The following is a 26,696-nucleotide window of genomic DNA, read 5'->3' on the forward strand; positions in this document are numbered from 1 at the left end:
CAGCAGATAGCAAGCTATCTCTGTTACCGCTCGACTTGCATGTGTTAAGCCTACCGCCAGCGTTCAATCTGAGCCATGATCAAACTCTTCAATTTAAGAAGGTCGACACTCAATAAAGAGTGTCTAAATTTGTCTCAAGACTGTTAAACACTAAATGAATTCACTTAGGTTAGCTTATCTTGATAAAGCTTTTGTGCTTCATCCGGACAAGCGCCCACACGAATTATCTGATCAATTTATTAAAGAGCGTTGAGCCGTTCAGCTCAAGTGAGGCGCATATTCTAGCGTTCTCACCGGGAGAGTCAAGCGTTATTCTGAGAAGTTTTTCAAGCTTGTCAGCGCTGGCTTTTCTCCCCGCCTCCTGAACCCTGATTGAAAATCGCTTTTCTTTCAACAAGTTAGAAGACTGTCCTGTGACGTTGTCCGGCGCCGTTTGCGACCCCGCGTCTCAATGTGGAGGCGTATTCTATAGATCCTGCAGCGAGTGTCAATGGCTTATTTCAAAAAACTGAAATTAATTTGTCATCTGCCCTGCGACTACAGTCTAGACAAAATTAAAGGCGCCATCAGGCGCCTTTAGCGTACTTATTCTAATTCAGCCTGAAACATAGCTGAGCGGAATGAATGTACCCCAGAGAATGACCGTGGTAGCAATGATACCCACCAGCACACAGAGACCGACGGTGAGGATTGAAGATGAGAAGAAGAACGCACGGTCTTCCGGTATCTGCATAATCACCGGCACGCCGACATAGAGCAGATACACGGTATAGCACAGAGCGATCAGGCCAACGATGACATTAAACCACAGCATCGGATAGAGCCCGGCCAAGCCCGACAGGAACAGCGGCGTTGCTGTAAACGTTGTCAGTACCAGACACTCTTCAAAACTGACATTACCGCCGTAGGTCCGCTCCATCCAGTGAATGGCATAGGCAATAAAGGCCACGGCTACCCACATCGCAAAATAGAACGCGATGGCAGCGGGGATTGCACTGGCTACGTTAAGTTTCACAAACTCCGAACCGGCGATGCTCCAGCCGATCTGGGTCGTGCCAATAAACATCGATACCGCCGGTATCGCCGCAAGTATGCTGATCTGCTGCAAAAAGATATGCAGGGTAGAGTAATGCTCTTTACGAATCAGGCTCCATTCACTTTTTGGGTGGTAAAGGATGCCCATCATATGCTGTAAAAACATGTCGTTATCCCCCTTCAGGCAGCACCTTTCCGAAGAGCCGCCTAGTCTGAGTGGTTAATCATCGTCGGTTTGTTTCTCCGTCACCGTCCTTTCAGGAGTCTTAGAGTACTAAATTCCGATATTTATCCCTGAGCCGTTACAGTATGTAATGGTCTATCAGCAAGATTGCGAACAACCACATGATGTAACTGATGCTATAGCGAAACATCTGCATCGGCTCTTCCGCTCTGCGGCGGCGAAACAGACGCCATGCCCACTGCATAAATCTCAGGTTTATTACGCTTACCGCCAGTAGATAGATTAGACCACTCATGCCGGTCAGGTAGGGCAAGGCGGTGGTAACTATCAATAACAGGCTGTAAAGCAGGATCTGTAGCCGGGTAAAGCTTTCGCCATGAGTGACCGGAAGCATCGGAATACCTGCCCGGGCATAGTCATCCTTACGGGCAATACAGAGTGCCCAGAAGTGCGGCGGCGTCCAGGCGAAGATGATCAGCACCAACAGCAGGCCGTTAGGATCGAAGCTGCCACTGACTGCCGTCCAACCCAGTAGTGGTGGCGCAGCGCCTGCAACTCCTCCAATCACAATATTCTGCGGCGTTGCCCGCTTTAGCCAAACGGTATATACAAGTGCGTAGCCGATCAGGGAGGCCAGCGTCAGCCAGGCCGTCAGCGGGTTGACCAATAGCACCAGCATCGAAATACCCGCCGTACCGATCAACAGGGCAAAGAACAGTGCCTGTAGCGGACTTAGTTTGCCCTGCGGCAATGGGCGGCGGTGGGTACGCGCCATACGTTCATCGATCTTACGATCCATAACATGATTGACCGCCGCAGCAGAGCCCGCGGCCAATCCAATGCCCAGGGTGCCAAACAGTAACGGCTGCCATTCGGGAAAGGCCGGTGTTGCCAGACACATCCCCACCACAGCGGTCAGTAACATCACCAACACGACCTTCGGTTTGCACAGCTCTAGATAATCACGCCAGCCAACCACGACCGACGCTGTAGTCTCTATATGTTGAACACTACGCATGGATCTCCCCTCCCTGATGGCGGCTTATACGCTGATACAACCAGAGCAGGCTGATCAACAGCAGTACTGCACCACCGTGATGCGCGACCGCCAGATGCAGTGGCAGCGCGTAGATAACATTGGCGATCCCGAGTAAAGACTGCAGCAGCACCAATGCAATCAGCACCAGTGCCGGCCCCCGGGCCAACCCTTTATACAAAGCCGTCAGCGCGATCCCCAGCAGGTAGATCACAACAACCACCGCCGCCAGCCGGTGCACGATCTGAATAGCCGCTCTCGCCTCTCGCGGCAACAAGCCGCCTTCAAAGCTGTGCTCCCCCAACTCCGGCAGACTGAATCCGGCGGCAAAGTCAGGTCTGACAACCTCCTCCGCCTCACACTGTAGCCAGTGGCTGCAAGCCCAGCCGGCATAGTTGGAACTGGTCCAGCCGCCCAGGGCAAACTGTATGAATAGCAGCAGGAAACCAACTTGTACCGCTTGCCGCAGCCCGGACCGGCCCCCCTGATCGCTGCCGGTAGCTAAGCGCTGCCGCAGGCGGATCAGCAGCGCCAACGTAGTCAGCCCGCCCAGCAGGTGCAGCGTAACGACCTGCGGCAACAGCTTCATAGTGACGGTCCACATGCCGAACATTCCCTGCACGATTACCAGTAGCAACAGCCCGAGAGAGAGCTTCAGCGGATACCCCTGCTCTCCCCTCCTCTTCAGAGCCACCAGCGCCAACACCAGAATGACCAATCCTAATGAAGCAGCGGCATAGCGATGGATCATCTCCAGCCAGCCTTTTTCCGGAACCAGCGGCACTTCCGGATAGGCTTGCTGCGCCAGCTGCAATTGCTGCGGATCACTCGGCAATATCATCGTACCGTAGCAGCCCGGCCAGTCCGGGCAGCCCAGTCCGGCATCATTGAGACGGGTCCAGCCCCCGAGCAAGACCACCACCAGTGCCAAGGCGATTGCGCAACCGGCTAACAGCCTGATTCTTTTCATAATGCCTACCCTATACGCGATACTTTCAACAGCCGCTTCAGATCCTTAAACAGATCCTGTGGGGGCTGGCTCCAGTCATAACGCATCACCAGATTCCCTAACGGATCAGCCAGCCAGACGCCGTTACCTATCGCCGGCAGCGCCGGAGAACTGAGATCGGACGCCGTGGCGTGATCAACCCGGTGCCACTGAATCCGGTCCCGGTCTTTACCCAGTGCCTGCCGCACATTGCCGAGCGTCTGCTGCCACTGCTGGCATTGGCTCGGACAATCACCGCTAACCGTCAGCAACACCCGCCACTGACCACGGAACTGAAAACTCTCACCTTGTGCATCAGTGAGCTGCCACTTATCCAGCGCCTGCCCCGGTGCCAGCAACAAACCACGTTCAGAGCTTTTCTCCGGCAGAGCCAACTGGCCGAAGTACATCAGCATGGCAATAAACATGGGCACAAAGCCAATGGCCCAGATAAGCCAGAAAGTTGTTGATGACCGTTTCATTCGCCTTCCTCCTGTCTGAGCTGCTGCCAGCTGTAGAGCAGCAATGCGGCCAGTGCCAATGCCAGCATGAACCACTGCAGGGCGTAGCCCTGATGCTTCTCCGGAGACATCACTGCGGGTTGCCAGCGGATATCCAACCCGGGAACCAGTACCTGATCGGCTCGCACCAACCAGGGATATGCGCTACCGTCCAGTAACTGTCCGATAATATGCGGCTCTATGTTCTGCACCCGCGCGGGCCAACGACGGTTCCATTCCTGAGGTTGTAGCTGAAACACCCTGGCGGGCTGCACCAGCCGCCCACTCAGTGTCAGCTCGCCCACCGGCATGATCATCGACGGCAGCTGATCCCGACTCAGCGGAGCCGGCAGCCAACCCATATTGACCAATACCGGCTGCGTGATCCCTTCGGCATAGAACAGCCCCACCAGCTCGTACCCCGGCTTGCCGTCTCGGGTACGGTTATCCACAAAGATCCAGCGTTCGTTATCAAACTGGCCACGATGACTGATCAGATCAAACTGATGCAGCTCACTGTCATTCAGGCTTCGCTGCGGCAGATCGGTACGGTGCCACTGCGCCAGAATCTCGCGTTTCTCCTCGGCCCGCTCCAGCTGCCAGAATCCGAGCCAGGTCAGCCCCGGCAAACCAGTGATCGCCAGTATCAGCAGCAAATACTTGAAGCGCTGCTTTGCCTGATCTTTACTCAAGAGGTCCACCTCTGCAGGTACTCCCGATGTTTAAACTGCTTCTGGTCTTACTCTTCCTTGCCGCTGTAATCAGCCTCTTTTCCGGGCTGGTCTTCCTGATGCGCGACGGTAGTCAAAGCCATCGCACCGTTAACTCCCTGTTCTTGCGTGTTTTCTTCTGCGCCCTGTTGCTGGTTGTCATCGCCTTTGGTCTCTATAGCGGCGAAATCAGCCTGCACCCAATAGGCGCGTTCTAATTTCGGTTACAGGATGTAGACAAACAGGAACAAGCCGATCCAGACCACATCGACAAAGTGCCAGTACCAAGCCACCGCCTCGAAACCAAAATGGTTCTCCGGCTCAAAGTGTCCACGCAATACCCGCAACCAGATCACCAGCAACATAAAGGTCCCCAGCGTCACATGCAGGCCATGGAAACCGGTCAGAACAAAGAATGTCGCACCATAGATACCGGCATGCAGAGTCAGCCCCAGTTCCTCATAGGCTTCGATATACTCCGCCGCCTGGAAGAACAGGAAGGCACCGGCGAGCATGACGGTGACGGCCAGCCACAACACGATGTTGTTACGACTGTTATTCTTCAGTGCCTTATGTGCCACGGTGACGGTAAAGCTCGAAGCAACCAATAAAACGGTATTCAGCAGCGGCAGGTGCCAGGGATCGATTACCTGTTGCGGACCGGGAAACTGTTCCATATCCGGGGTGGTCATCAGCGGCCACTGGGCCTGGAATCCCTCCCACAGCATATTGGAGACACCCTTTTCACCCTCGCCGCCGAGCCAGGGCACCGCCAGGGTGCGGACGTAAAACAAGGTGCCGAAGAAAGCGGCAAAGAACATCACTTCCGAGAAGATGAACCAGCTCATCCCCCAGCGGAAAGATCGGTCCATCTGCTCGCTATAGAGTCCGGACATGCTTTCGTTGATCACGTTGCCAAACCAGCCGATCAGGATCAGCGCCATCAGCACCGCGCCCGCCAGCAGGATCATCCCACCCGAGCCTGACTCCTCACTACTCAGTCCATTGATCATGCTGCCGGCTCCATAGGCCAGCAGGAACAGGGCGATCGAGGCCAGGATGGGCCAGCGACTCTGACTCGGAACGTAGTAGGCTTCACTGCTCATAGGGTGTACCTCCGCGAAGCGTCTGGGTTCTGCAGCGAAACCTTATCCGTTTGCTGCGGGGTGATATCGAACATGGTGTAAGAGAGCGTGATGGTGGTGATATGTTTCGGCAGCGCCGGGTCGATCACAAACAACAGTGGCATCTCTTTCTGCTCCTGCTGGGCCAACGGCTGCTGGTCAAAGCAGAAACAGTTCACCTTATGCAGGTACTCCGCTGCTTCCGACGGACTCACCGACGGCACCGCCTGCCCGACCATATCCCGCGCAGTCGGGTTGAACGCCAGATAGGCGGTCTGACGGGTCTCACCGGGGAACACCGTCAGCTGCGGCTGCTTGGGCCGGAAACGCCAGGGCATACCCTCATTGTTACTGGCGGTCAGCTGCACCCGTACCGTGCGGCTGTGATCGACGCCCTGAATAGAGACATCGCCACGCCCGGTAACCTTGCCATTGAGACCTGTCACCTGACAGAAGACGTCATACAACGGCACCAGCGCAAAACCGAAACCAAACATCAGTACGCAGCCCCAGGCTAATTTACGCGCCACCTTCAGATGACGCCGGGAAAGCTCATCCATTGTCGCCTCCTACTTCACCAGCGGTGGTTCAGAAAAGGTGTGATAGGGCGCCGGGGAAGCCACGGTCCACTCCAGCCCTTCCGGATCTTCCCACACCTCATCCGTTGCCTTATCACCGCCTCGGATACAGCGGATAACGATGTAGAGGAACAGCAGCTGGGAGAAGCCAAAGATGAAGGCCCCGACCGAGGCGATCGCATTGAAGTCGGCAAACTGCAGCGCATAGTCAGGGATACGGCGAGGCATACCGGCCAGGCCGATAAAGTGCATCGGGAAGAAGGTGATATTGACGCCGACGAAACTGAGCCAGAAATGCCACTTGCCCAACGCCTCGCTGTACATATTGCCGGTCCACTTCGGCAGCCAGTAGTAGGCTCCCGCCATAATGGAGAACACTGCTCCCGGCACCAGCACATAGTGGAAATGCGCCACCACAAAGTAAGTATCGTGATACTGGAAGTCCGCCGGAGCGATCGCCAGCATCAGGCCGGAAAACCCACCGATGGTGAATAACACCACGAAGGCCAGGGCGAACAGCATCGGCGTCTCGAAGGTCATGGAACCGCGGAACATAGTCGCCACCCAGTTGAACACCTTCACCCCGGTCGGGACAGCGATCAGCATGGTGGAGAACATAAAGAACACCTCCCCCACCAGCGGCATCCCCACGGTAAACATATGATGGGCCCAGACAATAAAGGAGAGGAAAGCGATCGAAGCGGTAGCGTAGACCATCGAGGCGTAGCCAAACAGGCGCTTACGGGCAAAGGTGGGGATGATCTCACTGACAATACCGAATGCCGGCAGGATCATGATGTACACCTCCGGATGACCGAAGAACCAGAACACATGCTGGAACAGCACCGGATCACCGCCACCGGCGGCATTGAAGAAACTGGTGCCGAAATGGATATCCATCAGCATCATGGTCACTACCCCGGCCAGCACCGGCATCACGGCGATCAGCAGAAAGGCGGTAATCAGCCAGGTCCAGACGAACAGCGGCAGCTTCATCATGGTCATCCCCGGTGCCCGCAGGTTGAGGATGGTGGCGATAATATTGATCGCCCCCATGATCGAGCTGATCCCCATCATATGCACAGCAAAGATAAAGAAGGTCACACTGGGCGGCGCGTAGGTGGTCGAGAGGGGCGCGTAAAAGGTCCAGCCGAAGTTCGGCGCGCCACCCGCCATAAACAGGGTGGATAGCATCATTGCGAATGCGAACGGCAGGATCCAGAAGCTCCAGTTATTCATCCTCGGCAGCGCCATATCCGGCGCCCCGATCATCATCGGGATCATCCAGTTAGCCAGACCGACAAAGGCCGGCATCACCGCGCCGAAGACCATAATCAGGCCGTGCATGGTGGTCATCTGGTTGAAGAAGTCCGGCTGGATCAGCTGCAGGCCGGGCTGGAACAGCTCGGCCCTGATCATCAGCGCCATACAGCCCCCGGTGAGGAACATAGCGAAGCTGAACCAGAGGTACATCGAGCCGATGTCCTTATGGTTGGTCGTGTAGAACCAGCGCGACAGACCTTTGGCCGGGCCGTGATGATGCTCTGCTTCCACGGAGTGTTTCAGGGTAGTCATCATCCGCCTCCTACTGTTTCTCTGCCGCGATCTGTGCCGGCGTCACCATGTCACCGACATTGTTGCCCCAGGCGTTTCGCTCATAAGTGATCACCGCCGCCAACTCCACCGCACTGAGCTGGTCACGGAACGCCTGCATTGCCGTACCGGCCTTACCATTGACGACAACATCGATATGGGCTGCCGGATCACCCAGGGCAATAGCACTGCCCTTCAGGCCGGGAAAGACGCCCGGCAGGCCTTCACCGTTAGCCTGATGGCAGACGGCACAGGCCGTGTTATAGACCTGCTCCCCTTTCGCCATCAGCTGCTCCATGCTCCAGTCCTGGGTCGCCGCATCGCTGGCAGTCTGTTTCGCCGCCTTGGCGTCGGCCAGCCACTGCTGGTAATCCGCTTCGGCTTTGACTTCCACCACGATCGGCATAAAGCCGTGATCCTTACCGCACAGCTCAGCGCACTGGCCGCGGTAGATACCGGGCTCGTTTACCACCGTCCAGGATTCGTTGATAAAGCCGGGGATGGCATCTTTCTTAACGGCGAAGGCAGGCACCCACCAGCTGTGAATGACATCATTCGCGGTAAACAGGAAGCGCACCTTCTTACCGACCGGGATCACCAGCGGGTTATCCACCTCCAACAGGTAGTTTTCGCTTTTTTCTTCGCTGTTATTGATCTGTTCGCGCGGGGTCGAAAGACTGGAAAAGAAATCCAGATCCTCGCCGAGATACTCGTAGCGCCACTTCCACTGATAGCCGGTGACTTTGATATCGATATCCGCATCGCTGGTACTGTACATTTTCACCAGCGTCGCCGTGGCCGGCACCGCCATCCCTACCAGAATAAAGAAAGGGATAACCGTCCAGAGGATTTCAACCAGGGTATTTTCATGGAAATTGTGCGCCTTGGCGCCGCGGGATTTTCGGTGGTGGATAATGGACCAAAGCATGATGCTAAAGACCAAAACACCGATAGCTACACAGATCCAGAATATGGTCATGTGCAGATCAAACACAGCCTGACTGATCTCTGTCACACCGGGCGGCATGTTCAGACCCCAATCAGCAAAAGCTGCACAAGGAAATAGCCAGCTTGCCAGCAGCAAGCTGTGTATGATCGCTCTCATCTCCAGGCCTCCATCGCATAAACGCGAAAAAGCCTGTCGAAGTCGTCACTATCGTACGGCGCTGTTAACTGCTTAGCGTCAGCGGTGGCTGCATAATCTGAAGATTATTTTTATGCGGCAACCTCGGTAGTGGCAGGCTCTCGAACAGGCTTTTATCACCTGAGTTCCGTCCCATCCATCTCTACCAGTCCACTTGGTTATAACGAAGTATAGCAGCCGTCTAAAAAACACAAGTGGAGATTAGTCGGAATTTTAACCGATATTGCGGACGCTTACCGGCAGGCATGAAACAAGCTTAAAGTACTTATAAAACAAACAGATAACGATATAAATACGTTTTAAAGGCAGCACAAAGCCCGCTATGGCCGAAGCCATAACGGTGGCGGGAAAAGCGGTTGAAGTGTGGGCTATACACCAGCGATTGAGAGCGCCAGCCGTGCCAACAGCACCACGCCGAGAATAAATAGCGCGGTTGCTCCGGCACCCAGCAACATGTAGTGCCAGGCATGCTCGTTACTTTCGAAGTCCCGGTGCCAGTTGTGCTCTGACTGAACTCCAAACATTGCCGCCAGCACACTCTGAATCATCTGCCAGAGTCCCGGCTTTTTCTTTGGCGAAGCCATCCTATCCTCCCGACCTGTCTGGTCTCTGGATTCAGTATCAGCGTCGCAATCGGGTAGTCATTCAGCTGCCTGCGGCGGCTGTCCCCCTGCGACGCTGTAACTGCCGTCTCTTAAGGTATAGCCGATAACCCAGCATCCAGGCCAGTATGGCGCCATAAAGTACCGCATCAAAATAGCTGGCACGGATCAGCCAGATAAGGTGCACCATCACCAGCAGACTGATCAGATAGACCAGGCTGTGCAACTGGCCCCAGCGTTTTTTCAGCCGGCGCTGCCAGCCCTTGGTTGAGGTAATACCCAGGGGGATCATCAGCAACAACGCCGTGGCACCGACGAAGATATAGGGCCGCTCGGTAAATGCCTGCAGCAACAGATCCCAGCGCCAGCCAACGATGAAGGTTGCAAAACTCAACAGGTGCAGACAGGCATAGAACAGGGCATAAAGCCCCAGCATGCGGCGATAGCGCAGCAGTCCGCTCCAGCCGAGCAGGTGTTTTAGCGGGGTAAGCGCCAGGCTGATCCAGAGAAAATGCAGCGCCCACTGGCCGAGAAAGTCGACAATGGTTTTCGCCGGGTCTGCACCCAGATTGAAGATCCAGGCGTTGTAACTGATCCAACCCAGTGGCAGCAATGCCGCCAGAAACATAAACCACCACTGCAGCAGACGAAGCATCTTACTTTGCATCAGAACCACTTCTTCAGATCCATACCGGCATAGAGATGCGCTACTTCGTCGGCATAGCCGTTAAACATCCGGGTATCGATCACATTGGGATTAAACAGCGAAGATGGTAGCCGGCGCTCGGTTGCCTGGCTCCAGCGCGGATGATTCACCGCTGGATTTACATTGGCATAAAAGCCGTATTCACGCGGTGCTGTCTCGTTCCAGGTGACCTTCGGCATCTCTTCCAGCAAACGGATACGGACGATCGACTTGATACTCTTGAAGCCGTACTTCCACGGCACCACCAGCCGCAGCGGTGCGCCATTCTGAGGCGGCAGCGCATTGCCATACACACCCACGGCCAGCAGGGTCAGCGGGTTCATCGCCTCGTCGATGCGCAAGGCTTCCACGTAGGGCCAGTCCAGAGAGCTGAACAGCGAGCGCTGCCCCGGCATCCGCTGCGGATCCTGCAGGGTAGTGAATTCGACATATTTTGCCTTCGAGTTCGGCCCGACCTGCTTCAGCAGCTGCGACAGCGGCAGACCAATCCAGGGGATCACCATCGACCAGGCCTCGACACAGCGTAAGCGGTAGATCCGTTCCTCCAGCCGGTGTGGCTTCACTATATCTTCCAGGTTATAGACCCCCGGCTTATCAACCTCACCACTGATCTCTACCTTCCAGGGATCGGTATTAAAGTTCTGGGCATTCTTCGCCGGGTCTTTCTTGCCGGTACCAAACTCATAAAAATTGTTGTGGCTGATCACCGAATGGTAAGGCGCCAGGTCTTCCTGACTGGAGAACGCCGCATTAGGCTCACTGGCTCGCAAAAGTCCCTGCAGCCAGTCCGGGCCGGGATAGCGCGGCAGGTCGCTGTCCAGATCATACTCAGGAATCGCCCGGGCGCTACCCGCAGCGATCAGTGCAGCAGTACCGGCCAGGCCCTGCATAAAGCGGCGGCGGTTGAGATACACCGATTCACTGGTGATCTCGGAAGGTTTTATCTTATCGGCTTTCTTAATCAGCATAGGGCGTTCCAATCCGTTGACAGTCTGAAGTCTTCTGGCTGCGAGCGTAATTTATCGTTACCGATTAGACTGTAAAGCCGGAAAAAATTCCCAACAGAGGAAAAACGGCGAGCTTTGCCGGATAACAGGCGAAAAAAAACCGGCCTGCGCCGGTTTTTTCAGATCGCCCCCGATCAGGTGCGTTTCAGCTTGCGCAGCGCCCAGACCACCGGGCCGGAGACCGCATAGCCAAGGAACAGCAACCAGAGGAACAGTGGCGGATTGATAGAGATCACCGCCAGCCCCAGGACAATACCGGCCAGGATCAGGAATGGCACTTTGCCCTTCAGGTCCACATCCTTGAAGCTGTAGTAGAGAATATTGCACACCATCGCCACCCCGGTGAGCGCGACGAACACTGCGATAATGTAGGCGAACTGGCTGCCATCGACACCGTATTCCACACCGGCCCAGACCATACCCGCTACCGCGGCAGCCGCTGCCGGACTTGGCAGGCCGATAAAGTAACGCTTATCCACCGAGCCGATCTGGGTATTAAAGCGAGCCAGACGCAGTGCCGCACCCGCCACATACAGAAAGGCTGCGAAGAACCCCAGCTTACCGACATCGGCCAGTACCCAGTTATAGGCCACCAGCGCCGGAGCCACACCGAAAGAAACCATATCGGACAGCGAGTCATACTCGGCCCCGAAGGCACTTGAGGTATTGGTCAGACGCGCCACCCGGCCATCCAGCCCATCCAGAACCATCGCCACGAAAACTGCGATCGCTGCGTTCTCAAACTGGCCGTTCATACTGGCAATTACAGCATAGAAACCGGAGAACAAAGCCCCTGTGGTGAACAGGTTCGGCAGCAGGTAAATACCACGGCTGCGCGGCTTCGGTGTCTCACTGCTATTCGGCTGCTGTCCATTTTCCTGATGTTCAGTCATGCGTCACTTCATACCTTTGCTGTACAAAAATCCGGCTCATTCTACTGTGCCCGCGCGACAGACGCTAATTAAAGCAGCACCCGTTCGACAAAACGGGTCACTAAAGCGTTGGAATCGGGGGTTTCCACCGCTTGTTGCAGTACCCGATCCAGCTCTGAATCTCCTTCGGTATACTTCTGCCGGAAGAAAGTCAGGCGTTCAATCAGAATCTGGTAGTCCACCTCAGGGTGAAACTGAAACGCCCAGAACGGCTTATCCCTGAGCCGGAACGCATGCAGGCACTGATCGGTATAGGCCAGCAGTTCACACCCCGGCGGCAATTCAAGCGTATACTGGCGATGCACCGAAACAGCAGGAAAACCATCGGGAATATCACAAAACAACGGATCATCCTTCGCCGCCCTGGTGAGAGAGATCGGTAAAGTGCCCATTTCAAATCCCTGATCCTTATGCAGGATCTCCCCCCCCAGCGCCAGCACCGCCAGCTGAAAACCAAAACAGGATGCAAACACCGGCTGACTGCGCCCGGCGCAATACCGGATCAGCGCCTGCGCCTGCTGCACAAAGGTATAACGCTGCGGCTCCAGTACATTGGCCTCGCTGGCACCACCAATCAGTACAGCATCATAGGGGTCGGCTCTTTGCAGCTCAAACAGGGGTTCATCAAACAGGTTGAGAATATCGATCTGATGCGGCGCCAGCCCGGCGTAGCGGGCAAAGCTGAGATGCTCCTCCCGTCGCACCTGTTGTTCATCCCGAATCTGCACCAGCAATAACTTAAGATCCTGCGGTTTCTTCGCCATAACCCCTCCCATTCAGCGTTCCCCTGTTATATACCCTGCACCGCCAGGCCCCCATGACCTGACTCAAAATCAGACCGGGTGAGAAACCGCCGCGCCAGATCACCGCTGCTGTGGCGGCCCAGCGCCGCTCCCGCAACGGCTGCAAAAACGCCAGCCGGGTATCGTACTTGCTCTCCCGCTCCTGACTGGCGATAAAAGCGTCACTCTCCAACAGATGAAAGCGTAGCAGGCGCAGTGCCCGGTCTTCGGCACCAAAGCTGGTCCAGCGGCTGGCTGCACGCTGCTGTTGCGCGGCCAGCGATGCCAGCTCACGCAATAACGGTGCCTGAAAGCCGATCTCGGCAATACGGTTATTGATGGTACGGGCGCTGCGTGGCACCCGATCGCGCTGCAGTGGCTGCAGCATCACCAGCAACAGATCGGCACTGTCATTATCAAATACCAACGGAAACAACGCAGGGGGCACACTGAAGCCGCCATCCCAGAAAACCACATCACCGACCTCACTGCTCCTATGAAGTGGTCATCAAGAATTTATGCCCGGAAATTAAAAAGCGGGCCAACACAGTTGCCGACCCGTTTCCTGAATAACCCTCTTAGTTGCAATGCAACCAATCAGGCTGTCTTGGCGACGGGACGCACCCCTTTGTAGGCGGCAGCCAGGTTATTGAACAGGGTCCGGCTGATGCCGGAGATCGCCAGGAAGTGATCCAGCTCTTCTGCCAGCAGGGAGGACTGATAGGACTCCTGCATGATGATCAGACAGAAACCGGTCGCCGCACTGACGGCCCTGATCATCCGGGCCAGTTTAGCAGTGTCACCGGCATAGAGTTCCGCCAGTATCGGGATCAGGTGACGGTTGATAAAGCCAATACCGCTGGCCATAAATTCAACCGGTAACTTTACCTTCACATGTACATCGCCCACTTTATGCATATGGGCGGCAAACTCTGCATCGTAAGGGCCGGTGACAACCTTTTCCAGCCAGGCTTTGTGGGTGGTTTTCAGGGCATCCAGCCGCCCTTCCAGAAAGGGTGCCGCCGCTGGGATCTGTTGCAGGTCATGGTAGAACTGGTCAGTCACGGCCTGCAGGTGAGGTATCAGCCGTGGGCCTTCAACCAGCAGCAGAGCTTCATCTTCAGCGGTGAGTCCGGAGTAAGCTTTGCCGTGAAGGCAAAGTTCTGAGAAATCAATATTTTGCATCAGGATCCATCCTAACTATCAGCAGACTGCAATAATTTGGCAATCTAAAGGTAACAACAAAGAAAGCGCGCAATTCTCGCACTCCGCGACCGGCAGGAAAAGAGACTTTAGTGAAAGCATTGCCCTTGCAGAAACGATATCAGGACGATGACTGACCGACAGCGCCCTACAGATAAGCCGTGACAGCTATTCATTGCGACAGACGCTATACCCGCCCTAAAATAACCCGATTACTGCAATACTGAATGATAGCGCCTGCTTCCCAGGCGTATTACCGCCCGTGCGGCCAGCCCTTACATCGACGAGACCTCCATGGATACACGCACCCTGAAGCAGTTCCTGATACTGGCCGACACCCTGCATTTCGGTAAGGCCAGCGAGATCTGCCATGTCAGCGCTTCAGCCCTGAGCCGCAGTATCAAGCAGCTGGAAGAGTCCCTGGGGGTGCCCCTGTTCGAGCGTGACAACCGGCGTGTTAACCTGACCAGAGAAGGCGAAAAGTTTCAGCTCTATGCCCGGGAGTCGCTGGACCAGTGGGATGCGATCCGAAATGAACTGATGGAGGAGACCCGCGAACTGCAGGGCGAAGTCAGTATGTACTGCTCGGTTACCGCCAGCTACAGCTTTCTCTACGAGATCCTCAGCGAGTTCCGGCGTCAGTATCCGCGTATCGAAATCAAGCTGCATACCGGCGACCCGGATAAGGCGATCCATCAGGTGCAGGCCGGCGACGAGGACATTGCCATCGCAGCCCGCCCCGATACCCTGCCGGCTGGCATGGCATTCCGTTCTATCGCGCTGTCGCCACTGGTATTTATCGCCCCCGGAGATAACAGCCTGTCCGAACTGCTGGCCGCCCCGACTGACTGGAGCCAGGTACCGATGATCCTGTCGGAAGAAGGGCTGGCACGAAGACGCGCCAATGCCTGGTTCCGGCAGCAGGACTGTAAGCCAAAGATCTATGCGCAGGTGGCGGGCAACGAGGCGATTGTCAGCATGGTCAGTCTGGGATTCGGCGTCGGCATCGTGCCACTGATCGTACTGGAGAACAGCCCGCTGGCCAATAAGGTCAGGATCCTGCAAGTCGAACCGGAACTGAAACCCTACGATGTGGGGATCTGTGCCCTGGAGAAAAAGCTGAAAAGTCCGCTGATCAGCGCCTTCTGGTCGCAGCTATCGAGCCGGATCTGAAGGCTCAGATGCCTTATAGCGACTGACGGACGACAGCGGTTTCAGCGGTAGCAGCAGAATACCCGGCAGCCAGCTGACATCTTTTGGCTGATCCAGCTCCGGCAGTCCGATCTGCATCTGTTGGTGCCCCTGATTCGGTTGCGCCACATAACTGCTAAACAGCCGGTCCCAGATACTGAGATTAAAGCCGAAGTTAAAATGCATCTCATCGCTGCGTACCGAATGATGGACCCGGTGCATATCCGGCGTTACCAGCCCCCGACGCAGCCACTTATCCAGCGTTTCGGGCAGGCCGACATTGCCGTGATTGAACATCGCCATAGCGTTGAGGATCACCTCAAACAGCAACACGGCCACCAGCGGCGGCCCCAGCAACAGGATGGCCGCAAACTTGATCAGCATCGAGAGCAGAATTTCCAGCGGATGAAAGCGCGCCCCGGTGGTGACATCATAATCCGGATCGGCATGATGCACCCGGTGCAGACGCCACAGCAACGGGATCCGGTGAAATAGCCGATGTTGCCAGTAGATCAGCAGATCCAGCAACAGCAGGGTGAGCGGGACACCGAGCCACAACGGCAGATCAAGCTGATTCAGCAGCCCCCATTGCTGCTCTTGAACCCAGAGGGCCATACCGATCGCTGCTGTTGGAAACAGCAGCCGCAACAATGCTGAATTGAGGAACACCAGCGCAATATTGTTTCCCCAGCGCAGCAGCTTACCGAGCCGTAACACCCTGCGGGGACGGAGAAGCTCCCACCCGGCCATCAGCATAAAGATGCCGAAGAATGCCGACAGTCTCAGGGGGACTTCATGTTGTAACAGCCAGCTGTCCCAGGACATCGTTCACCTGCTCGGTTTCAGCTCAGGCGCTGAATAGGGCTTCTATTTCCGGTGATATATAGGGCCGGCCACGCTCATTCAGCGCAGTTCCGATCACCAGGCCTTCGACACAGAGTTTTTCATCGGCGACACGAATCACCTTCTGACGGAAGCCAAACTTCACCTTACTGATCCGCTCCAGCTCCACCTGAACCACAAACTCATCGCCACTTTTGAGCGAGTTTTTGTAATCCAGTTCCGAACGGATCACCACCAGATGGATCCCCTGCGCCGTCAGCGCAGCAAAATCGACGCCTTTCGCCAGCAGATACTCATGCCGTGCGTGCTCCAGATAGTTGAAATAGACGCCGTTGTTGACGATACCCTGCATATCCAGTTCGTAGTCACGCACCTTAGACTGCAGACGAAACACTTCACTCATAGCATCACTCCGGAATATTGACTCAGCCCTGACGGGCCTGGGTTGCGGCCTTTATAACACAGCGGCCGCCATATATCGCCCGGTGCCATAACGCCAGATGGGTCGACTTGGAATCCACCACAGTGCCATCATGATCGAACAGTACCGCCTGAAATCTAATCAGCCACCTCGTTATCAGGCCGTTTCAATAAATGCCTGTTCGCCGGACATCCGGCTTATTATTTCGTCTGCACTGAGACTGAGTACAGCTGCCATTTATCTGTTCTCAGTTCGCGCCCTCTGGCAGTTGCAATCCGATTACCTTAATCTCATTGCAACACCAAGACTGCCCGGACAAGGGAATATCAGAGTATGAGCCAGACCATGGAAACACCAGTCCGCTGTGGCTGGGCTACAGATAAGTTTGAGCAGTATCAGCGCTACCACGACGAGGAGTGGGGCGTACCGGTACATGATGATCTGAAACACTTCGAGATGTTGATCCTTGAAGGTGCCCAGGCCGGACTGAGCTGGGAGACCATCCTGAAAAAACGCGACGGCTACCGCCGCGCCTTTAAGGATTTCGATCCGGTGGCGGTTTCCCAGATGAGCGACGCAGAGCTGGAAGCCCTGCTGCAGGATACGTCGATTGTGCGCAACCGGCTGAAGGTATTCAGTGCCCGTAAGAATGCTATCGCTTTCCTTAAGATCCAGCAGGAATTCGGCAGCTTCGATGCTTATGTCTGGCCCTTTGTCGGCGGCCAGCCAATCATCAACCGCTGGCAGGATATGTCACAGGTACCCGCCACCACCACTGAAAGCGACGCCCTGGCCAAGGACCTGAAAAAGCGCGGCATGAGCTTTGTCGGCAGCACCATTATCTATGCCTATATGCAGGCGGCGGGACTGGTGAATGACCACACCACCGACTGCTGGCGTTATCAGGCTTGTTGCTGACGCAGGCTTTGACGCTGCGCACCGCTGCCCTCGCTACGAAAAAGCCGGGACTTAACGAAAGCGTACGGCGGTGCCGCTGACGCTGACCATCATCATGCCACCTTTAGGGCCGATCACCTCGTAGTCGATATCGACACCGAGAATTCCATCGGCACCCAAGGCGCGGGCCTTGGCTTCCATCTCCTCGAAGGCGATCTGACGGGCCTTGCCCATCTCCTCCTCATAGGCGCCGGCGCGGCCACCGACAATATCGCGGATTGCACCAAACAGATCCTTAAAGATATTAGCACCGAGGATCGCCTCCCCCACTACGATATCCAGGTACTCCGCCACTTCTTTGTTATCTACCGTCGAAGTTGTTGTCTTCAGCATCGTCCTCTCCTTAATTCAGTTGCCGGACTGAACTCAGCTTACGCCAAAAAAGATGACAATGAGTCACCGGCTCCTGAATCACGCGCACAAAAAAGCCGCCCCTCTCGGGACGGCTTATCTTGTCACTTACAGCTGAAAGCTTAGCGCTGCCTTACAGGCTGAGTACTTTCTCGCCACGGGCGATGCCGGAAACACCGGAACGGACCACTTCCATAATATTGGCCGTACCCAGCGCAGTGATGAAAGCATCCAGTTTGTCACTGGAACCCACCAGCTGCACCGTGAAGGTGTTGGGTGTGATATCGATGATATGACCACGGAAGATATCTGCGGTGCGCTTGATCTCCGCACGAACCTGTCCGTTGTTGGCTTTCATCTTGATCATCATCAGCTCACGTTCAATGTGCTCGCCTTCGGTCAGGTCTACGACCTTCACGATGTCGATCAGCTTATTGAGCTGTTTGGTGATCTGCTCGATCACACGGTCATCACCCAGCGTGGTCACGGTCAGACGGGACAGAGTCTCATCTTCAGTCGGAGCCACGGTCAGGCTTTCGATGTTGTAGTTACGCTGAGAGAACAGGCCAACGACACGGGACAGTGCGCCCGGCTCGTTCTCCATCAGAACTGAAATGATATGACGCATCCTTAAGTTCTCTCCGTCTTGCTCAACCACATATCACGCATAGAACCACGCGGCACCTGCATCGGATACACATGCTCGAACGGGTCAACCGCGATATCCATGAATACCAGTCGGTCCTTCATGGCGAAGGCCTCGGTCATAGCCGCTTCCAGATCGGAATACTTGTCGACACGCATGCCAACATGGCCATAGGACTCAACCAGCTTGACGAAGTCCGGCAGGGACTTCATGTAAGACTGGCTGTGACGGGACTCATAGTTCATATCCTGCCACTGACGTACCATGCCCAGTGACTGGTTGTTGAGACAGATGATCTTAACCGGCATATCGTACTGACTGCAGGTCGACAGCTCCTGGATGTTCATCTGGATACTGCCCTCACCGGTCACACAAGCGACATCGGCATCAGGGAAGTTCAGTTTCACACCCATAGCAGCAGGAAAACCAAAGCCCATAGTGCCGAGGCCACCGGAGTTGATCCAGCGGTTTGGCTTGTTGAACTTGTAGTACTGCGCGGCGAACATCTGATGCTGACCTACGTCAGAGCAGACATAAGCGTCACCGTTGGTGACCTTGCTCAGCATCTCGATAACCTGCTGCGGTTTCATCAGCTCGGAGTCATCAGTACGGAAACGACCGCCGTGACGACCGCGCCACTCTTCGATCTGCTCCCACCATGACTTGATCGCTTCTGCATCCAGCGCCTTCTTGGACGCTTTCACCAGCTGGATCATCTCGCCCAGGACCGACTTGGCCGGACCTACAATCGGCACGTCAGCGCGGATTGTCTTGGAGATGGACGCCGGGTCTACATCGATGTGAACGATCTTGGCCGTCGGACAGAACTTATCGACGCCGTTGGTTACACGATCGTCGAAGCGCGCACCCACCGCAATGATCAGATCACTGTGGTGCATAACCATGTTGGCTTCGTAACTACCATGCATACCCAGCATGCCGACAAACTGACGATCAGTCCCCGGATAACCACCCAGCCCCATCAGGGTGTTGGTCACCGGAACATTCAGCATCTGAGCCAGTTCGATCAGTTCCGCGCTGGCATCACCCAGCACAACGCCGCCACCGGTATAGAGAACCGGACGCTTGGCGCTCAACAGCAGATCAACCGCTTTCTTAATCTGGCCGGTGTGACCGCGGGTAATCGGATTGTAAGAACGCATTTTGACGTTCTTCGGATATTCATACTCATATCGCTCGGTTGGCGTGGTGCAATCCTTAGGGATGTCCACAACAACCGGACCCGGACGGCCGGTCTGCGCGATATGGAACGCTTTCTTGATGGTTTCCGGGATCTCTTCCGCACTCTGAACGCTGAAGTTGTGCTTCACGATAGGGCGGGAAATACCGACCATGTCGGTTTCCTGGAATGCATCTTCACCAATCAGGTAAGACATTACCTGGCCGGTGATAACAACCATTGGGATAGAGTCCATATATGCAGTTGCGATACCCGTAACTGCGTTTGTCGCACCCGGACCGGATGTCACCAGCGCGACACCGGCCTTGCCGGTAGCACGCGCATAAGCATCCGCCATATGAGTTGCAGCTTGCTCGTGGCGCACCAGAATATGTTCTACCTCTTCCTGCTGGAAGATCGCATCGTAGACGTGCAGCAAAGCACCGCCCGGATAGCCGTAGATATATTTCACACCCTCATCACGGAGAGCGCGAACAACCATTTCTGCGCCTGAAAGTAATTCCACTGTTTTCACCCTCTAACGACATCAGCCCGGCACAGGGCCGATGATTAACAGTTTTTATTTCTGCAACGTTGAACATGATCCACCCAAAGGAGCGGTGTTGATGCTCCGATGGCAGTACTCTCAACCATTCCGGGGTAGAGACAGAAGCGGTTCACATTCGGGTGCTTGCCGGTGCTGAGGATCTACTCAGCCGACAGGCCTTCGGGAGCTAACTATAGGAAAGTCGTCTCGCCGGAGCTAAGGGGTGTCCTGTACGCTCAAAGGCCTCAAAAAATCTTGAGCTGACCATTCTCGCATTCAGTTTTAAATTGATCAACCGATAGCCGGAATTTGCCCGGCTTTACCACCCTTAAGTCTTAGTGCCGCCTCAAGAAAAACCTGTCCGCAAAGTTAAAACGTTGTGACCGCCAGTTTCAGCAGGGCGTCACAGTGGTTTTTTCGCAGGTCGTGAACAGTTATAGTGTGACTAAAGCCGCACTAAAGGCATGACTGAAGACATTACCCTGCAGGCTTATTACGACTGATAGCCGCCTTTAAGATCAGGAGATCATCAAATGAGCGTCGCTGAGATTAAGAATAAAGAACGTGTCATCAATGAACTGATGCTGTTCATCCGCAAGGTTCTGGTAGAGCCTGAGATTTGTGAGAAAGCCAAGGAGATCGCCCGTACGCATCTCAATGACGACAATGCCGATGCAGTCATTGCAGAAGCGCTGTCCGCGGTTAGCAACGTTAAGATCCCGCTGGAACACAGTGATGCAGACAAGCTGTTCCTGCAGGTACTGAAAGATGTAGTAAAGGACGAGCAGGCGCTGTACTAACCGCTCCCCTCTGCTTGATATAAAGGCCGCCTCCGCGGCCTTTATTGTTTTCAGCCTGTCCCTGCGCCCCCTGCGCTGCGCTGCATCGCCCCGGCTTCGCTGCTGAAGCCTTGCCCCCTGAGCCCGGATAATCGGGCGTGTCTGGATACTCTGGCCTGCAAGGCCTGCACCACCGGTTACGAACAGGATGCCGTCCGGGATTCATCGTTTCGTAATTTTTTTCGTTCATCATATCTGGTATATGCCAGATAACAAGTTAGCAAAACCACCATGACGAGAAGAGCCATGCATCCTTTTATCCAGCAGATCATCGAGTTGTTCGACGCAGAAGGCCACCATACCTACGGCGAAGGCATCAATCAGACCGAGCACGCGGTGCAGTGCGCCGAACTGGCAATCCGCGATGGCGGATCTGCTGAATTGATTACCTCCGCCCTGTTACACGACATCGGTCACCTGATGGCCACTACCGATATTGCTTTCGGCAACTACAAACACGACAGCATCGGTGCTGACTTCCTTGCCCCCTACTTTCCGGCCGAAGTCACCGAGCCAATCCGCCTGCATGCCCAGGCCAAGCGTTACCTCTGCGCCGTCGAACCGGGCTATCTGGAAGACCTGTCAGCGGCTTCGCTGGACTCACTGCATCATCAGGGCGGCCTGATGAATGAAGAGGAACAACAGGCCTTCAGGCAGGAGAGGTTTTTTGAGGATGCGATCAAGCTGCGCCGCTGGGATGACGAGGGCAAGGATCTGGAACTGAGCAAACAGCAGGTCATCGCCTATCTGGATCAGATGAACGCAGCCCTGACGCCACAAACCACCGCTCAAAACGTGTGACCAAGCAGGAATCAACGATGTCGAACCACAGCGAAACTTTTAAAAACAAAGGCTATATCGTCCTGCCGCAGGCACTGGATGCGCAGGATATGACGACGCTGGAGCTGAGCAGCAAAGCACTCTACCAGCGCGCGGATCAGTTGCTGGCAGAGCTGGCGGAAAGCGGCGAGCGTCTGAGTGACTTTTACAAGCGTCAGCAGAACGAACTGATCGTAGTGCCGGAAATTGATAACCCGCTGAAAGTCTGCCGTTACGAGTATATCGACGGCTACAGCGAAACGATCAACCGTGAAATCATGCCGAAACTGAAGGGTTTTATCGAAGCCCTGACCGGCTCGGAGTTTGTACTGTTTAAGGACAAATGCAACGCCAAAAATCCCGGCGGCGGCGCCTTCGATCCGCATCAGGATGTCATTGCCTACGACCAGTTCCAGCCGGTCTACCATATCACTGCGGCAATATTCCTGGATGATGCCACCCTCGAAAACGGTTGCCTCAACTTCCCGGAAAACTATCTGCAGGACGTTGCCGGCCTGGAAACTGAAAAGCGCGAAACGCCGCTGGGCATGCTGCCGATACTGCCGAGCTACGATGGCGGCCCGGACAACGGCAATATCCGTCAGGAAGTATGCGATCAGATCCGCTGGAACACCGTCACTGCGCGTAAAGGCGATGTTGTGCTGTTCGATTCCTATGTGCCGCACTTCTCAGAGAAGAACGATTCACAGAAAACCCGTCGCGCCATGTTCTTTACCTTCAATGCCAAGGCAGACGGTAATTTTTACGAAGCTTATTACGGCATGAAGCGTCAGGAATTTGATAATCCGAAATTCCATGTTGCGACGCCAACCGCGCACGCCAAACTGGAAAACTGATCCCACGGCCGCGCCTGAAAACAATAAGGCCTGCAAAGCAGGCCTTATTGTTTCAGTGACGGACCCCGGCCTTGTCAGACAAACCTGACGGTAGACCCCACCCAGTCCGCCAGCTCACACAGCTCGCATTGCTCGTCGGTAGTCAGCGGCTCATCACCGAATACCGCCACACCGCTGCCACTCAGCTGTCCCACCGGCTCCGCGAAGTTCAGCTCGCTGCGCCAGCAGTGATTACCCAGATACTTATCCAGTTGACTGAGAAAGGCTTTCTCACTGCCGTCGCTGAAGACCGGGTACCAGAGCATGACATGGATATCAGGGATCGGTTCCAGAGACTCCAGCAGGGTAATCACCCGTTCGTAGTCATCATCGTCTTTGTAGGGCGGATCAATCAGGATCAGGCTATGTGGCTCAATCAGTGGCAGCACACCACTGAAGCCATCGCCGGTACGCACATCAACACCCGCCAGGTTATGGCGCAGCTGGTCGGCCGCCTCCATCTCCAGTTCAAACAGGGTCAGCGTTCCCGCGCCCAGCAGGCGTTCGGCCAGCCAGGGCGAGCCTGGATAGTGCTGTAGCTGTTCAGGATTCAGTGTCTGCAGCGCCTGAAAGTAGACCTCGGCCAGCTTAAAGCGGGACTGTTTCCACAGCAGGTTAATCCCCTGTTGCCATTCCCCCTCCGGCGGTAGTTCATAGAGACCGCTACCGGCATGGGTTTCCAGATAACGATCGATCTTCAGGGTTTCCAGCAGATGGGACAGCAACAGATGTTTATGCAGATCAGCCAGGTTGCCGGCATGTTTGACGTGATGGTAGGTGTTCAATGTATGACGCCCATATAGCTCCATGAATCCCCGCAGTGTGCCCCCTAAACAGGGGAACCGCAATAGCTGTCAGCGGCCGGCCCCGGGCCGTACCGGCCGGGGCCCTTTCAGAGCAAGGAGCTGATCCAAATAAAAACCAGATCACAACTGAGAAGCATTGACGCCACCAATCTCAACACATTGATTTTATTAACTTTTTCTTAACATTTCACAAATATGCTCTACACTTAACTGCTGTATAAAAATAGCCCACAGATTACGCCGCCCACGGAGGCCATCCCATGAAAGGCGACAAACAAGTGCTCAGCTACCTCAATAAGGTGTTAACGGTAGAGCTGACCTCAATCAACCAGTACTTCCTGCATGCCCGCATGTTTAAGAACTGGGGCCTGAATGACCTGAACGAAAAGGACTACAAGAAATCGATCAAGGATATGAAACAGGCCGATGACCTGATTGAGCGCATCCTGTTTCTGGAAGGCCTGCCGAACCTGCAACACCTTGAGCGCCTGCGCATCGGCGAAGATACGCCGGAGATGCTGCAGTGTGATATGGAGCTGCAGCTGGAGCAGCTGAAACTGCTGCGCGAAGCAATCGCCTACTGCGAGACCGCGCAGGACTATGTCAGCCGCGACCTGCTGGAAGATATCCTCGAGTACGAGGAAGAGCATGTGGACTGGATTGAAACCCAGCAGCACCTGCTGAAAGAGATCGGTAGCGAAAACTACCTGCAATCGATGATGTAACAGGAGACCCGGACAATGAAAGGTAAACAGAGCGTCATCGATGCGCTGAACACACTGCTGGCTGCCGAACTGGCCGCCATGGACCAGTACTTTATCCACTCCCGCATGTACCAGGACTGGGGACTGGAAAAGCTGTACGAACGGATCGACCACGAATTCGACGATGAAAAGGGCCATGCCTCGATGCTGATCGAGCGTATCCTGTTCCTCGAAGGCACGCCGGATATGACCAAGCGCGATGGCCTGCGTATTGGTAAGGCTGTACCGGAGATGCTGGAGAACGACCTGCAGCTGGAATATGACGTCGACGCGGCGCTGAAATCCGCCATCAAACTGTGCGAGGACGAGCAGGACTATCACACCCGCGAAATCCTGGAAAAACTGCTGGCTGATACCGAGGAAGATCACGCCTACTGGCTGGAACAACAGCTGCGCCTGATCAAGATGGTCGGCCTGCAGAACTACCAGCAGTCGCAGATGAGCTAAAAAGCAGCTTAAAGGCGAAAGCGATAAGCTTGAAGCCAATGCAAAAGCAAAAGCAAAAACCGGAGATCCTCTCCGGTTTTTTTGTGCCATCTGATCGGGCTACACTGGTGGCTATTCAGCCTGAAAAGGACAGTTCTATGCGTTTACCTTACACACTGGCGGCGAGCCTGTTTGCCGCTTTCCTGCTGAGCGGCTGCTCCGATAACGAAGTCGGTGATGTCAGCCTCGGCCTGCTGACCACTAAGGACATCAAAGTGGAGAAGTTGCGTGATCCCAAGATCACCGGTGTTACCTGCCATATCAGCCACGTCAAAGCCGACCTGGACTTTGCCGACCCGTCCGATATGAGTATCGCTTGCCGTCAGACCGGTCCGATTACCGCAGGGATGCTGAAGGATATCGATCGCAGTAAAAGCGGCGAGACCGTCTTCAGCACCTCCAAGAGCATCCTGTTTAAGAGCCTGAAGATCCGCCGTATCTGGGACGACGAGAACCGCACCCTGATCTACCTCAGCTACTCCACCAAGGAGTATAAAGGCAGCTATAAGCACAGCATGTCGACGGTACCGTTATGGGGTAATCCGGTCTGGAATGAGTTGCAGGCGGGAACGGCCGCCGACTGAGTCCGGCCTGAATAGCAAAACGGCGGCGTCTGGATCAGACGCCGCCGTTTTTGGATACCGCTGCTCTGGCGCGCGCCTCAGCGATTGTCCGCCTCGCTGGCGCGGACATTGCGGGCATGGAAGACATAACCGATCAGGTTCATCAGCACCTGGGCCGCCAGGATGCTGGTGGAGCCGCTCTGGTCGTAGTCCGGCGCCACCTCGCACAGATCGATACCGACCACCTCACCCTGCTTGGCAACGCCCTGCAGTACTTCCATCACCTCATAGTAGGTAAAGCCACCGTGGCTCGGCGTACCCGTGCCTGGCGCAATCGAAGGATCGAAGCCATCGATATCGATGGTGATGTAGTAGTTCACCCCTTTAGGGATCAGCGCCAGCACCCCTTCAGGTCCCAGGCGACGGACATCACGTACCGACAGTACCGTAGAACCTGCATCTTCAGCGGCCTGATGGTCGAAACGGTTTGAAGAGGAAACATTACGGATGCCCAGCTGGGTCATGCCGGTGACAAACTCTTTCTCGGAGGCGCGGCGGATCGGGTTCCCGTGGCCAAAACGCACACCATGGCGCTCATCGACAAAGTCCAGGTGGGCGTCGATCTGGATGATATGCAGCGGCCCCTGGTCCTCGAAGGCACGAATAATCGGCGCATTGACCGAGTGATCGCCGCCCACCACAACCGGCAAGGCACCGGCATCCAGAATTTTGCGCACGCCGTATTCGATATTGGCGTGACTCTTTTCGGTATTGGTGTGCACCATATCGGCATCACCGATATCGACGATATCGACCCCTTCCAGGTACATCACATCATCTTCGTGATCATAAGCTCCGCTATGGCCGAAGGAGAACAGTGTCGAAGCTTCTCGCACCGCTCGCGGCCCCATGCGGGCACCGGAACGCCACTGGGTACCGCAGTCGTAGGGCGCGCCCATAAAGGCGACATCGGCTTTAATGTTATCCCAGTCCTCACAGGTACGGCTTTTGGCAAAGGTACAGAAACCCACGAACGGCAGGTTTAAGCGTCCTTTCTCATAGGCGTTATCACTCATCGTTCATCTACCTTTTATTTTCGTCCGGTTAGGTTTCCCGGCTCTTTTGTTAATGAATCCTGTGTGAAGTAAGGTTGCGATGGCCATCGACTCAGCTCACAGAGCAATCAGTATTGCAAAAGCCAATACATCCAAAAATATAAATATTGATATGTTTACATCATGGTTTTTTATGAAAAGAAAATGA

The 26,696-nt window shown here is 55.1% G+C and carries 32 protein-coding genes and 1 rRNA gene; 9 read left to right on the forward strand and 24 right to left on the reverse strand.

All coding sequences use genetic code 11. The annotated features are described in order from the left end of the window. The 6 genes from Q354_RS0109245 to Q354_RS0109275 all read right to left on the reverse strand — a co-directional run. Nucleotides 1-95 (reverse strand): 16S ribosomal RNA (locus Q354_RS0109245); the annotation flags it as partial. 500 nt (nt 96-595) lie between these two features. Continuing rightward, nucleotides 596-1,201 (reverse strand): Yip1 family protein, encoded by a 606-nt coding sequence (locus Q354_RS0109255; protein WP_027857356.1) that lies wholly within the window; start codon nt 1,199-1,201, stop codon nt 596-598. Nucleotides 1,202-1,337: 136 nt separating this feature from the next. Further along, nucleotides 1,338-2,237: a heme o synthase gene (gene cyoE / locus Q354_RS0109260; protein WP_036229258.1), complete on the reverse strand. Its 900-nt coding sequence runs from the start codon at nt 2,235-2,237 to the stop codon at nt 1,338-1,340. Then, the gene (locus Q354_RS25210) at nt 2,230-3,225 is read right to left on the reverse strand and encodes a COX15/CtaA family protein (RefSeq protein ID WP_051560016.1); all 996 of its coding nucleotides are present in this window, start codon (nt 3,223-3,225) and stop codon (nt 2,230-2,232) included. Before Q354_RS25210 ends, cyoE begins: the two co-directional genes overlap by 8 nt. 5 nt (nt 3,226-3,230) lie before the next feature. Next, complete coding sequence (locus Q354_RS0109270; protein WP_051560017.1) at nt 3,231-3,725, reverse strand: hypothetical protein; 495 nt, start codon at nt 3,723-3,725, stop codon at nt 3,231-3,233. After that, nucleotides 3,722-4,435, reverse strand: a complete 714-nt coding sequence (locus Q354_RS0109275) for an SURF1 family protein (RefSeq protein ID WP_027857359.1) — start codon at nt 4,433-4,435, stop codon at nt 3,722-3,724. The genes Q354_RS0109270 and Q354_RS0109275 overlap by 4 nt, the downstream gene beginning before the upstream one ends. Before the next feature lie 26 nt (nt 4,436-4,461). Between Q354_RS0109275 and Q354_RS0109280 the strand changes: the two genes are divergently transcribed. Further along, entirely contained in the window at nt 4,462-4,671 is a 210-nt protein-coding gene (locus Q354_RS0109280; RefSeq protein ID WP_027857360.1) for a twin transmembrane helix small protein, read from the forward strand. Between the two features lie 6 nt (nt 4,672-4,677). Here the strand turns inward: Q354_RS0109280 and Q354_RS0109285 are convergent, their stop codons facing one another. From Q354_RS0109285 to Q354_RS25220, 11 genes are all read right to left on the reverse strand, one after another. Continuing rightward, the gene (locus Q354_RS0109285; RefSeq protein ID WP_027857361.1) at nt 4,678-5,559 is read right to left on the reverse strand and encodes a cytochrome c oxidase subunit 3; all 882 of its coding nucleotides are present in this window, start codon (nt 5,557-5,559) and stop codon (nt 4,678-4,680) included. Next, nucleotides 5,556-6,137: a cytochrome c oxidase assembly protein gene (locus Q354_RS0109290; protein ID WP_036229261.1), complete on the reverse strand. Its 582-nt coding sequence runs from the start codon at nt 6,135-6,137 to the stop codon at nt 5,556-5,558. Before Q354_RS0109290 ends, Q354_RS0109285 begins: the two co-directional genes overlap by 4 nt. 9 nt (nt 6,138-6,146) lie before the next feature. Beyond that, nucleotides 6,147-7,730: a cytochrome c oxidase subunit I gene (ctaD, locus tag Q354_RS0109295; protein WP_051560043.1), complete on the reverse strand. Its 1,584-nt coding sequence runs from the start codon at nt 7,728-7,730 to the stop codon at nt 6,147-6,149. Nucleotides 7,731-7,740: 10 nt separating this feature from the next. Next, nucleotides 7,741-8,853, reverse strand: a complete 1,113-nt coding sequence (coxB, locus tag Q354_RS0109300) for a cytochrome c oxidase subunit II (RefSeq protein ID WP_051560018.1) — start codon at nt 8,851-8,853, stop codon at nt 7,741-7,743. Nucleotides 8,854-9,260: 407 nt separating this feature from the next. Beyond that, complete coding sequence (locus Q354_RS0109305) at nt 9,261-9,476, reverse strand: DUF2970 domain-containing protein (RefSeq protein WP_027857365.1); 216 nt, start codon at nt 9,474-9,476, stop codon at nt 9,261-9,263. A gap of 61 nt (nt 9,477-9,537) precedes the next feature. Further along, complete coding sequence (locus Q354_RS0109310) at nt 9,538-10,161, reverse strand: protein-methionine-sulfoxide reductase heme-binding subunit MsrQ (RefSeq protein ID WP_036229264.1); 624 nt, start codon at nt 10,159-10,161, stop codon at nt 9,538-9,540. Next, a complete protein-coding gene (msrP, locus tag Q354_RS0109315) occupies nt 10,161-11,168 on the reverse strand; it encodes a protein-methionine-sulfoxide reductase catalytic subunit MsrP (RefSeq protein ID WP_027857367.1) in 1,008 nt (335 codons plus the stop codon). Before msrP ends, Q354_RS0109310 begins: the two co-directional genes overlap by 1 nt. 173 nt (nt 11,169-11,341) lie before the next feature. Next, the gene (gene pssA / locus Q354_RS0109320; protein WP_027857368.1) at nt 11,342-12,100 is read right to left on the reverse strand and encodes a CDP-diacylglycerol--serine O-phosphatidyltransferase; all 759 of its coding nucleotides are present in this window, start codon (nt 12,098-12,100) and stop codon (nt 11,342-11,344) included. 68 nt (nt 12,101-12,168) lie between these two features. Further along, a complete protein-coding gene (locus tag Q354_RS0109325) occupies nt 12,169-12,903 on the reverse strand; it encodes a type 1 glutamine amidotransferase (protein WP_027857369.1) in 735 nt (244 codons plus the stop codon). Beyond that, nucleotides 12,878-13,396, reverse strand: coding sequence for a hypothetical protein (locus Q354_RS27330; RefSeq protein WP_027857370.1), 519 nt, complete (start codon nt 13,394-13,396; stop codon nt 12,878-12,880). The genes Q354_RS0109325 and Q354_RS27330 overlap by 26 nt, the downstream gene beginning before the upstream one ends. A 122-nt stretch (nt 13,397-13,518) precedes the next feature. Continuing rightward, entirely contained in the window at nt 13,519-14,106 is a 588-nt protein-coding gene (locus Q354_RS25220; protein ID WP_036229267.1) for a protoglobin domain-containing protein, read from the reverse strand. Nucleotides 14,107-14,418: 312 nt separating this feature from the next. Between Q354_RS25220 and ilvY the strand changes: the two genes are divergently transcribed. Then, a complete protein-coding gene (gene ilvY / locus Q354_RS0109340) occupies nt 14,419-15,297 on the forward strand; it encodes an HTH-type transcriptional activator IlvY (protein WP_027857371.1) in 879 nt (292 codons plus the stop codon). Here the strand turns inward: ilvY and Q354_RS0109345 are convergent. Both Q354_RS0109345 and Q354_RS0109350 read right to left on the reverse strand, forming a co-directional pair. Then, nucleotides 15,280-16,140: a sterol desaturase family protein gene (locus Q354_RS0109345; protein WP_027857372.1), complete on the reverse strand. Its 861-nt coding sequence runs from the start codon at nt 16,138-16,140 to the stop codon at nt 15,280-15,282. The two genes, ilvY and Q354_RS0109345, sit on opposite strands and share 18 nt — an antisense overlap. 22 nt (nt 16,141-16,162) lie before the next feature. Beyond that, a complete protein-coding gene (locus Q354_RS0109350) occupies nt 16,163-16,561 on the reverse strand; it encodes an acyl-CoA thioesterase (RefSeq protein WP_027857373.1) in 399 nt (132 codons plus the stop codon). Nucleotides 16,562-16,912: 351 nt separating this feature from the next. Between Q354_RS0109350 and Q354_RS0109355 the strand changes: the two genes are divergently transcribed. Continuing rightward, on the forward strand, nt 16,913-17,497 hold the full coding sequence (locus tag Q354_RS0109355) for a DNA-3-methyladenine glycosylase I (RefSeq protein ID WP_027857374.1): 585 nt from the start codon (nt 16,913-16,915) through the stop codon (nt 17,495-17,497). Between the two features lie 51 nt (nt 17,498-17,548). On the opposite strand, the gene Q354_RS0109360 is transcribed toward Q354_RS0109355, so the two are convergent. From Q354_RS0109360 to Q354_RS0109370, 3 genes are all read right to left on the reverse strand, one after another. After that, nucleotides 17,549-17,869, reverse strand: coding sequence for a heavy metal-binding domain-containing protein (locus Q354_RS0109360; protein ID WP_027857375.1), 321 nt, complete (start codon nt 17,867-17,869; stop codon nt 17,549-17,551). Nucleotides 17,870-18,020: 151 nt separating this feature from the next. Continuing rightward, entirely contained in the window at nt 18,021-18,515 is a 495-nt protein-coding gene (gene ilvN / locus Q354_RS0109365; RefSeq protein WP_027857376.1) for an acetolactate synthase small subunit, read from the reverse strand. Nucleotides 18,516-18,517: 2 nt separating this feature from the next. Continuing rightward, on the reverse strand, nt 18,518-20,239 hold the full coding sequence (locus tag Q354_RS0109370) for an acetolactate synthase 3 large subunit (protein ID WP_027857377.1): 1,722 nt from the start codon (nt 20,237-20,239) through the stop codon (nt 18,518-18,520). Nucleotides 20,240-20,793: 554 nt separating this feature from the next. On the opposite strand from Q354_RS0109370, the gene Q354_RS0109375 reads away from it, so the two are divergent. From Q354_RS0109375 to Q354_RS0109385, 3 genes are all read left to right on the forward strand, one after another. Beyond that, on the forward strand, nt 20,794-21,060 hold the full coding sequence (locus Q354_RS0109375; protein ID WP_027857378.1) for a hypothetical protein: 267 nt from the start codon (nt 20,794-20,796) through the stop codon (nt 21,058-21,060). Nucleotides 21,061-21,330: 270 nt separating this feature from the next. Further along, a complete protein-coding gene (locus Q354_RS25225) occupies nt 21,331-21,900 on the forward strand; it encodes an HD domain-containing protein (RefSeq protein ID WP_211252237.1) in 570 nt (189 codons plus the stop codon). A gap of 17 nt (nt 21,901-21,917) precedes the next feature. After that, a complete protein-coding gene (locus tag Q354_RS0109385; RefSeq protein ID WP_027857379.1) occupies nt 21,918-22,775 on the forward strand; it encodes a phytanoyl-CoA dioxygenase family protein in 858 nt (285 codons plus the stop codon). Nucleotides 22,776-22,849: 74 nt separating this feature from the next. Here Q354_RS0109385 and rlmJ read toward each other — a convergent pair whose 3' ends face one another. Continuing rightward, nucleotides 22,850-23,599: a 23S rRNA (adenine(2030)-N(6))-methyltransferase RlmJ gene (rlmJ, locus tag Q354_RS25230; RefSeq protein ID WP_051560020.1), complete on the reverse strand. Its 750-nt coding sequence runs from the start codon at nt 23,597-23,599 to the stop codon at nt 22,850-22,852. Between the two features lie 281 nt (nt 23,600-23,880). Between rlmJ and bfr (Q354_RS0109395) the strand changes: the two genes are divergently transcribed. The 3 genes from bfr (Q354_RS0109395) (at nt 23,881) to Q354_RS25235 (ending at nt 25,454) form a co-directional block, all read left to right on the forward strand. Beyond that, the gene (gene bfr / locus Q354_RS0109395; RefSeq protein ID WP_027857380.1) at nt 23,881-24,345 is read left to right on the forward strand and encodes a bacterioferritin; all 465 of its coding nucleotides are present in this window, start codon (nt 23,881-23,883) and stop codon (nt 24,343-24,345) included. 15 nt (nt 24,346-24,360) lie between these two features. Next, nucleotides 24,361-24,831 carry a bacterioferritin gene (gene bfr / locus Q354_RS0109400; RefSeq protein ID WP_027857381.1) on the forward strand — a complete coding sequence of 157 codons (471 nt, stop codon included), beginning with the start codon at nt 24,361-24,363 and terminating at the stop codon, nt 24,829-24,831. Between the two features lie 137 nt (nt 24,832-24,968). Then, nucleotides 24,969-25,454 (forward strand): CreA family protein, encoded by a 486-nt coding sequence (locus tag Q354_RS25235; RefSeq protein WP_036229326.1) that lies wholly within the window; start codon nt 24,969-24,971, stop codon nt 25,452-25,454. Nucleotides 25,455-25,531: 77 nt separating this feature from the next. Here Q354_RS25235 and speB read toward each other — a convergent pair whose 3' ends face one another. Then, nucleotides 25,532-26,509, reverse strand: coding sequence for an agmatinase (gene speB / locus Q354_RS0109410; protein WP_027857382.1), 978 nt, complete (start codon nt 26,507-26,509; stop codon nt 25,532-25,534). Nucleotides 26,510-26,696 lie beyond the last annotated feature (187 nt).

The sequence above is a fragment of the Marinobacterium jannaschii DSM 6295 genome (assembly GCF_000620085.1).
Classification (GTDB): domain Bacteria; phylum Pseudomonadota; class Gammaproteobacteria; order Pseudomonadales; family Balneatricaceae; genus Pontibacterium; species Pontibacterium jannaschii.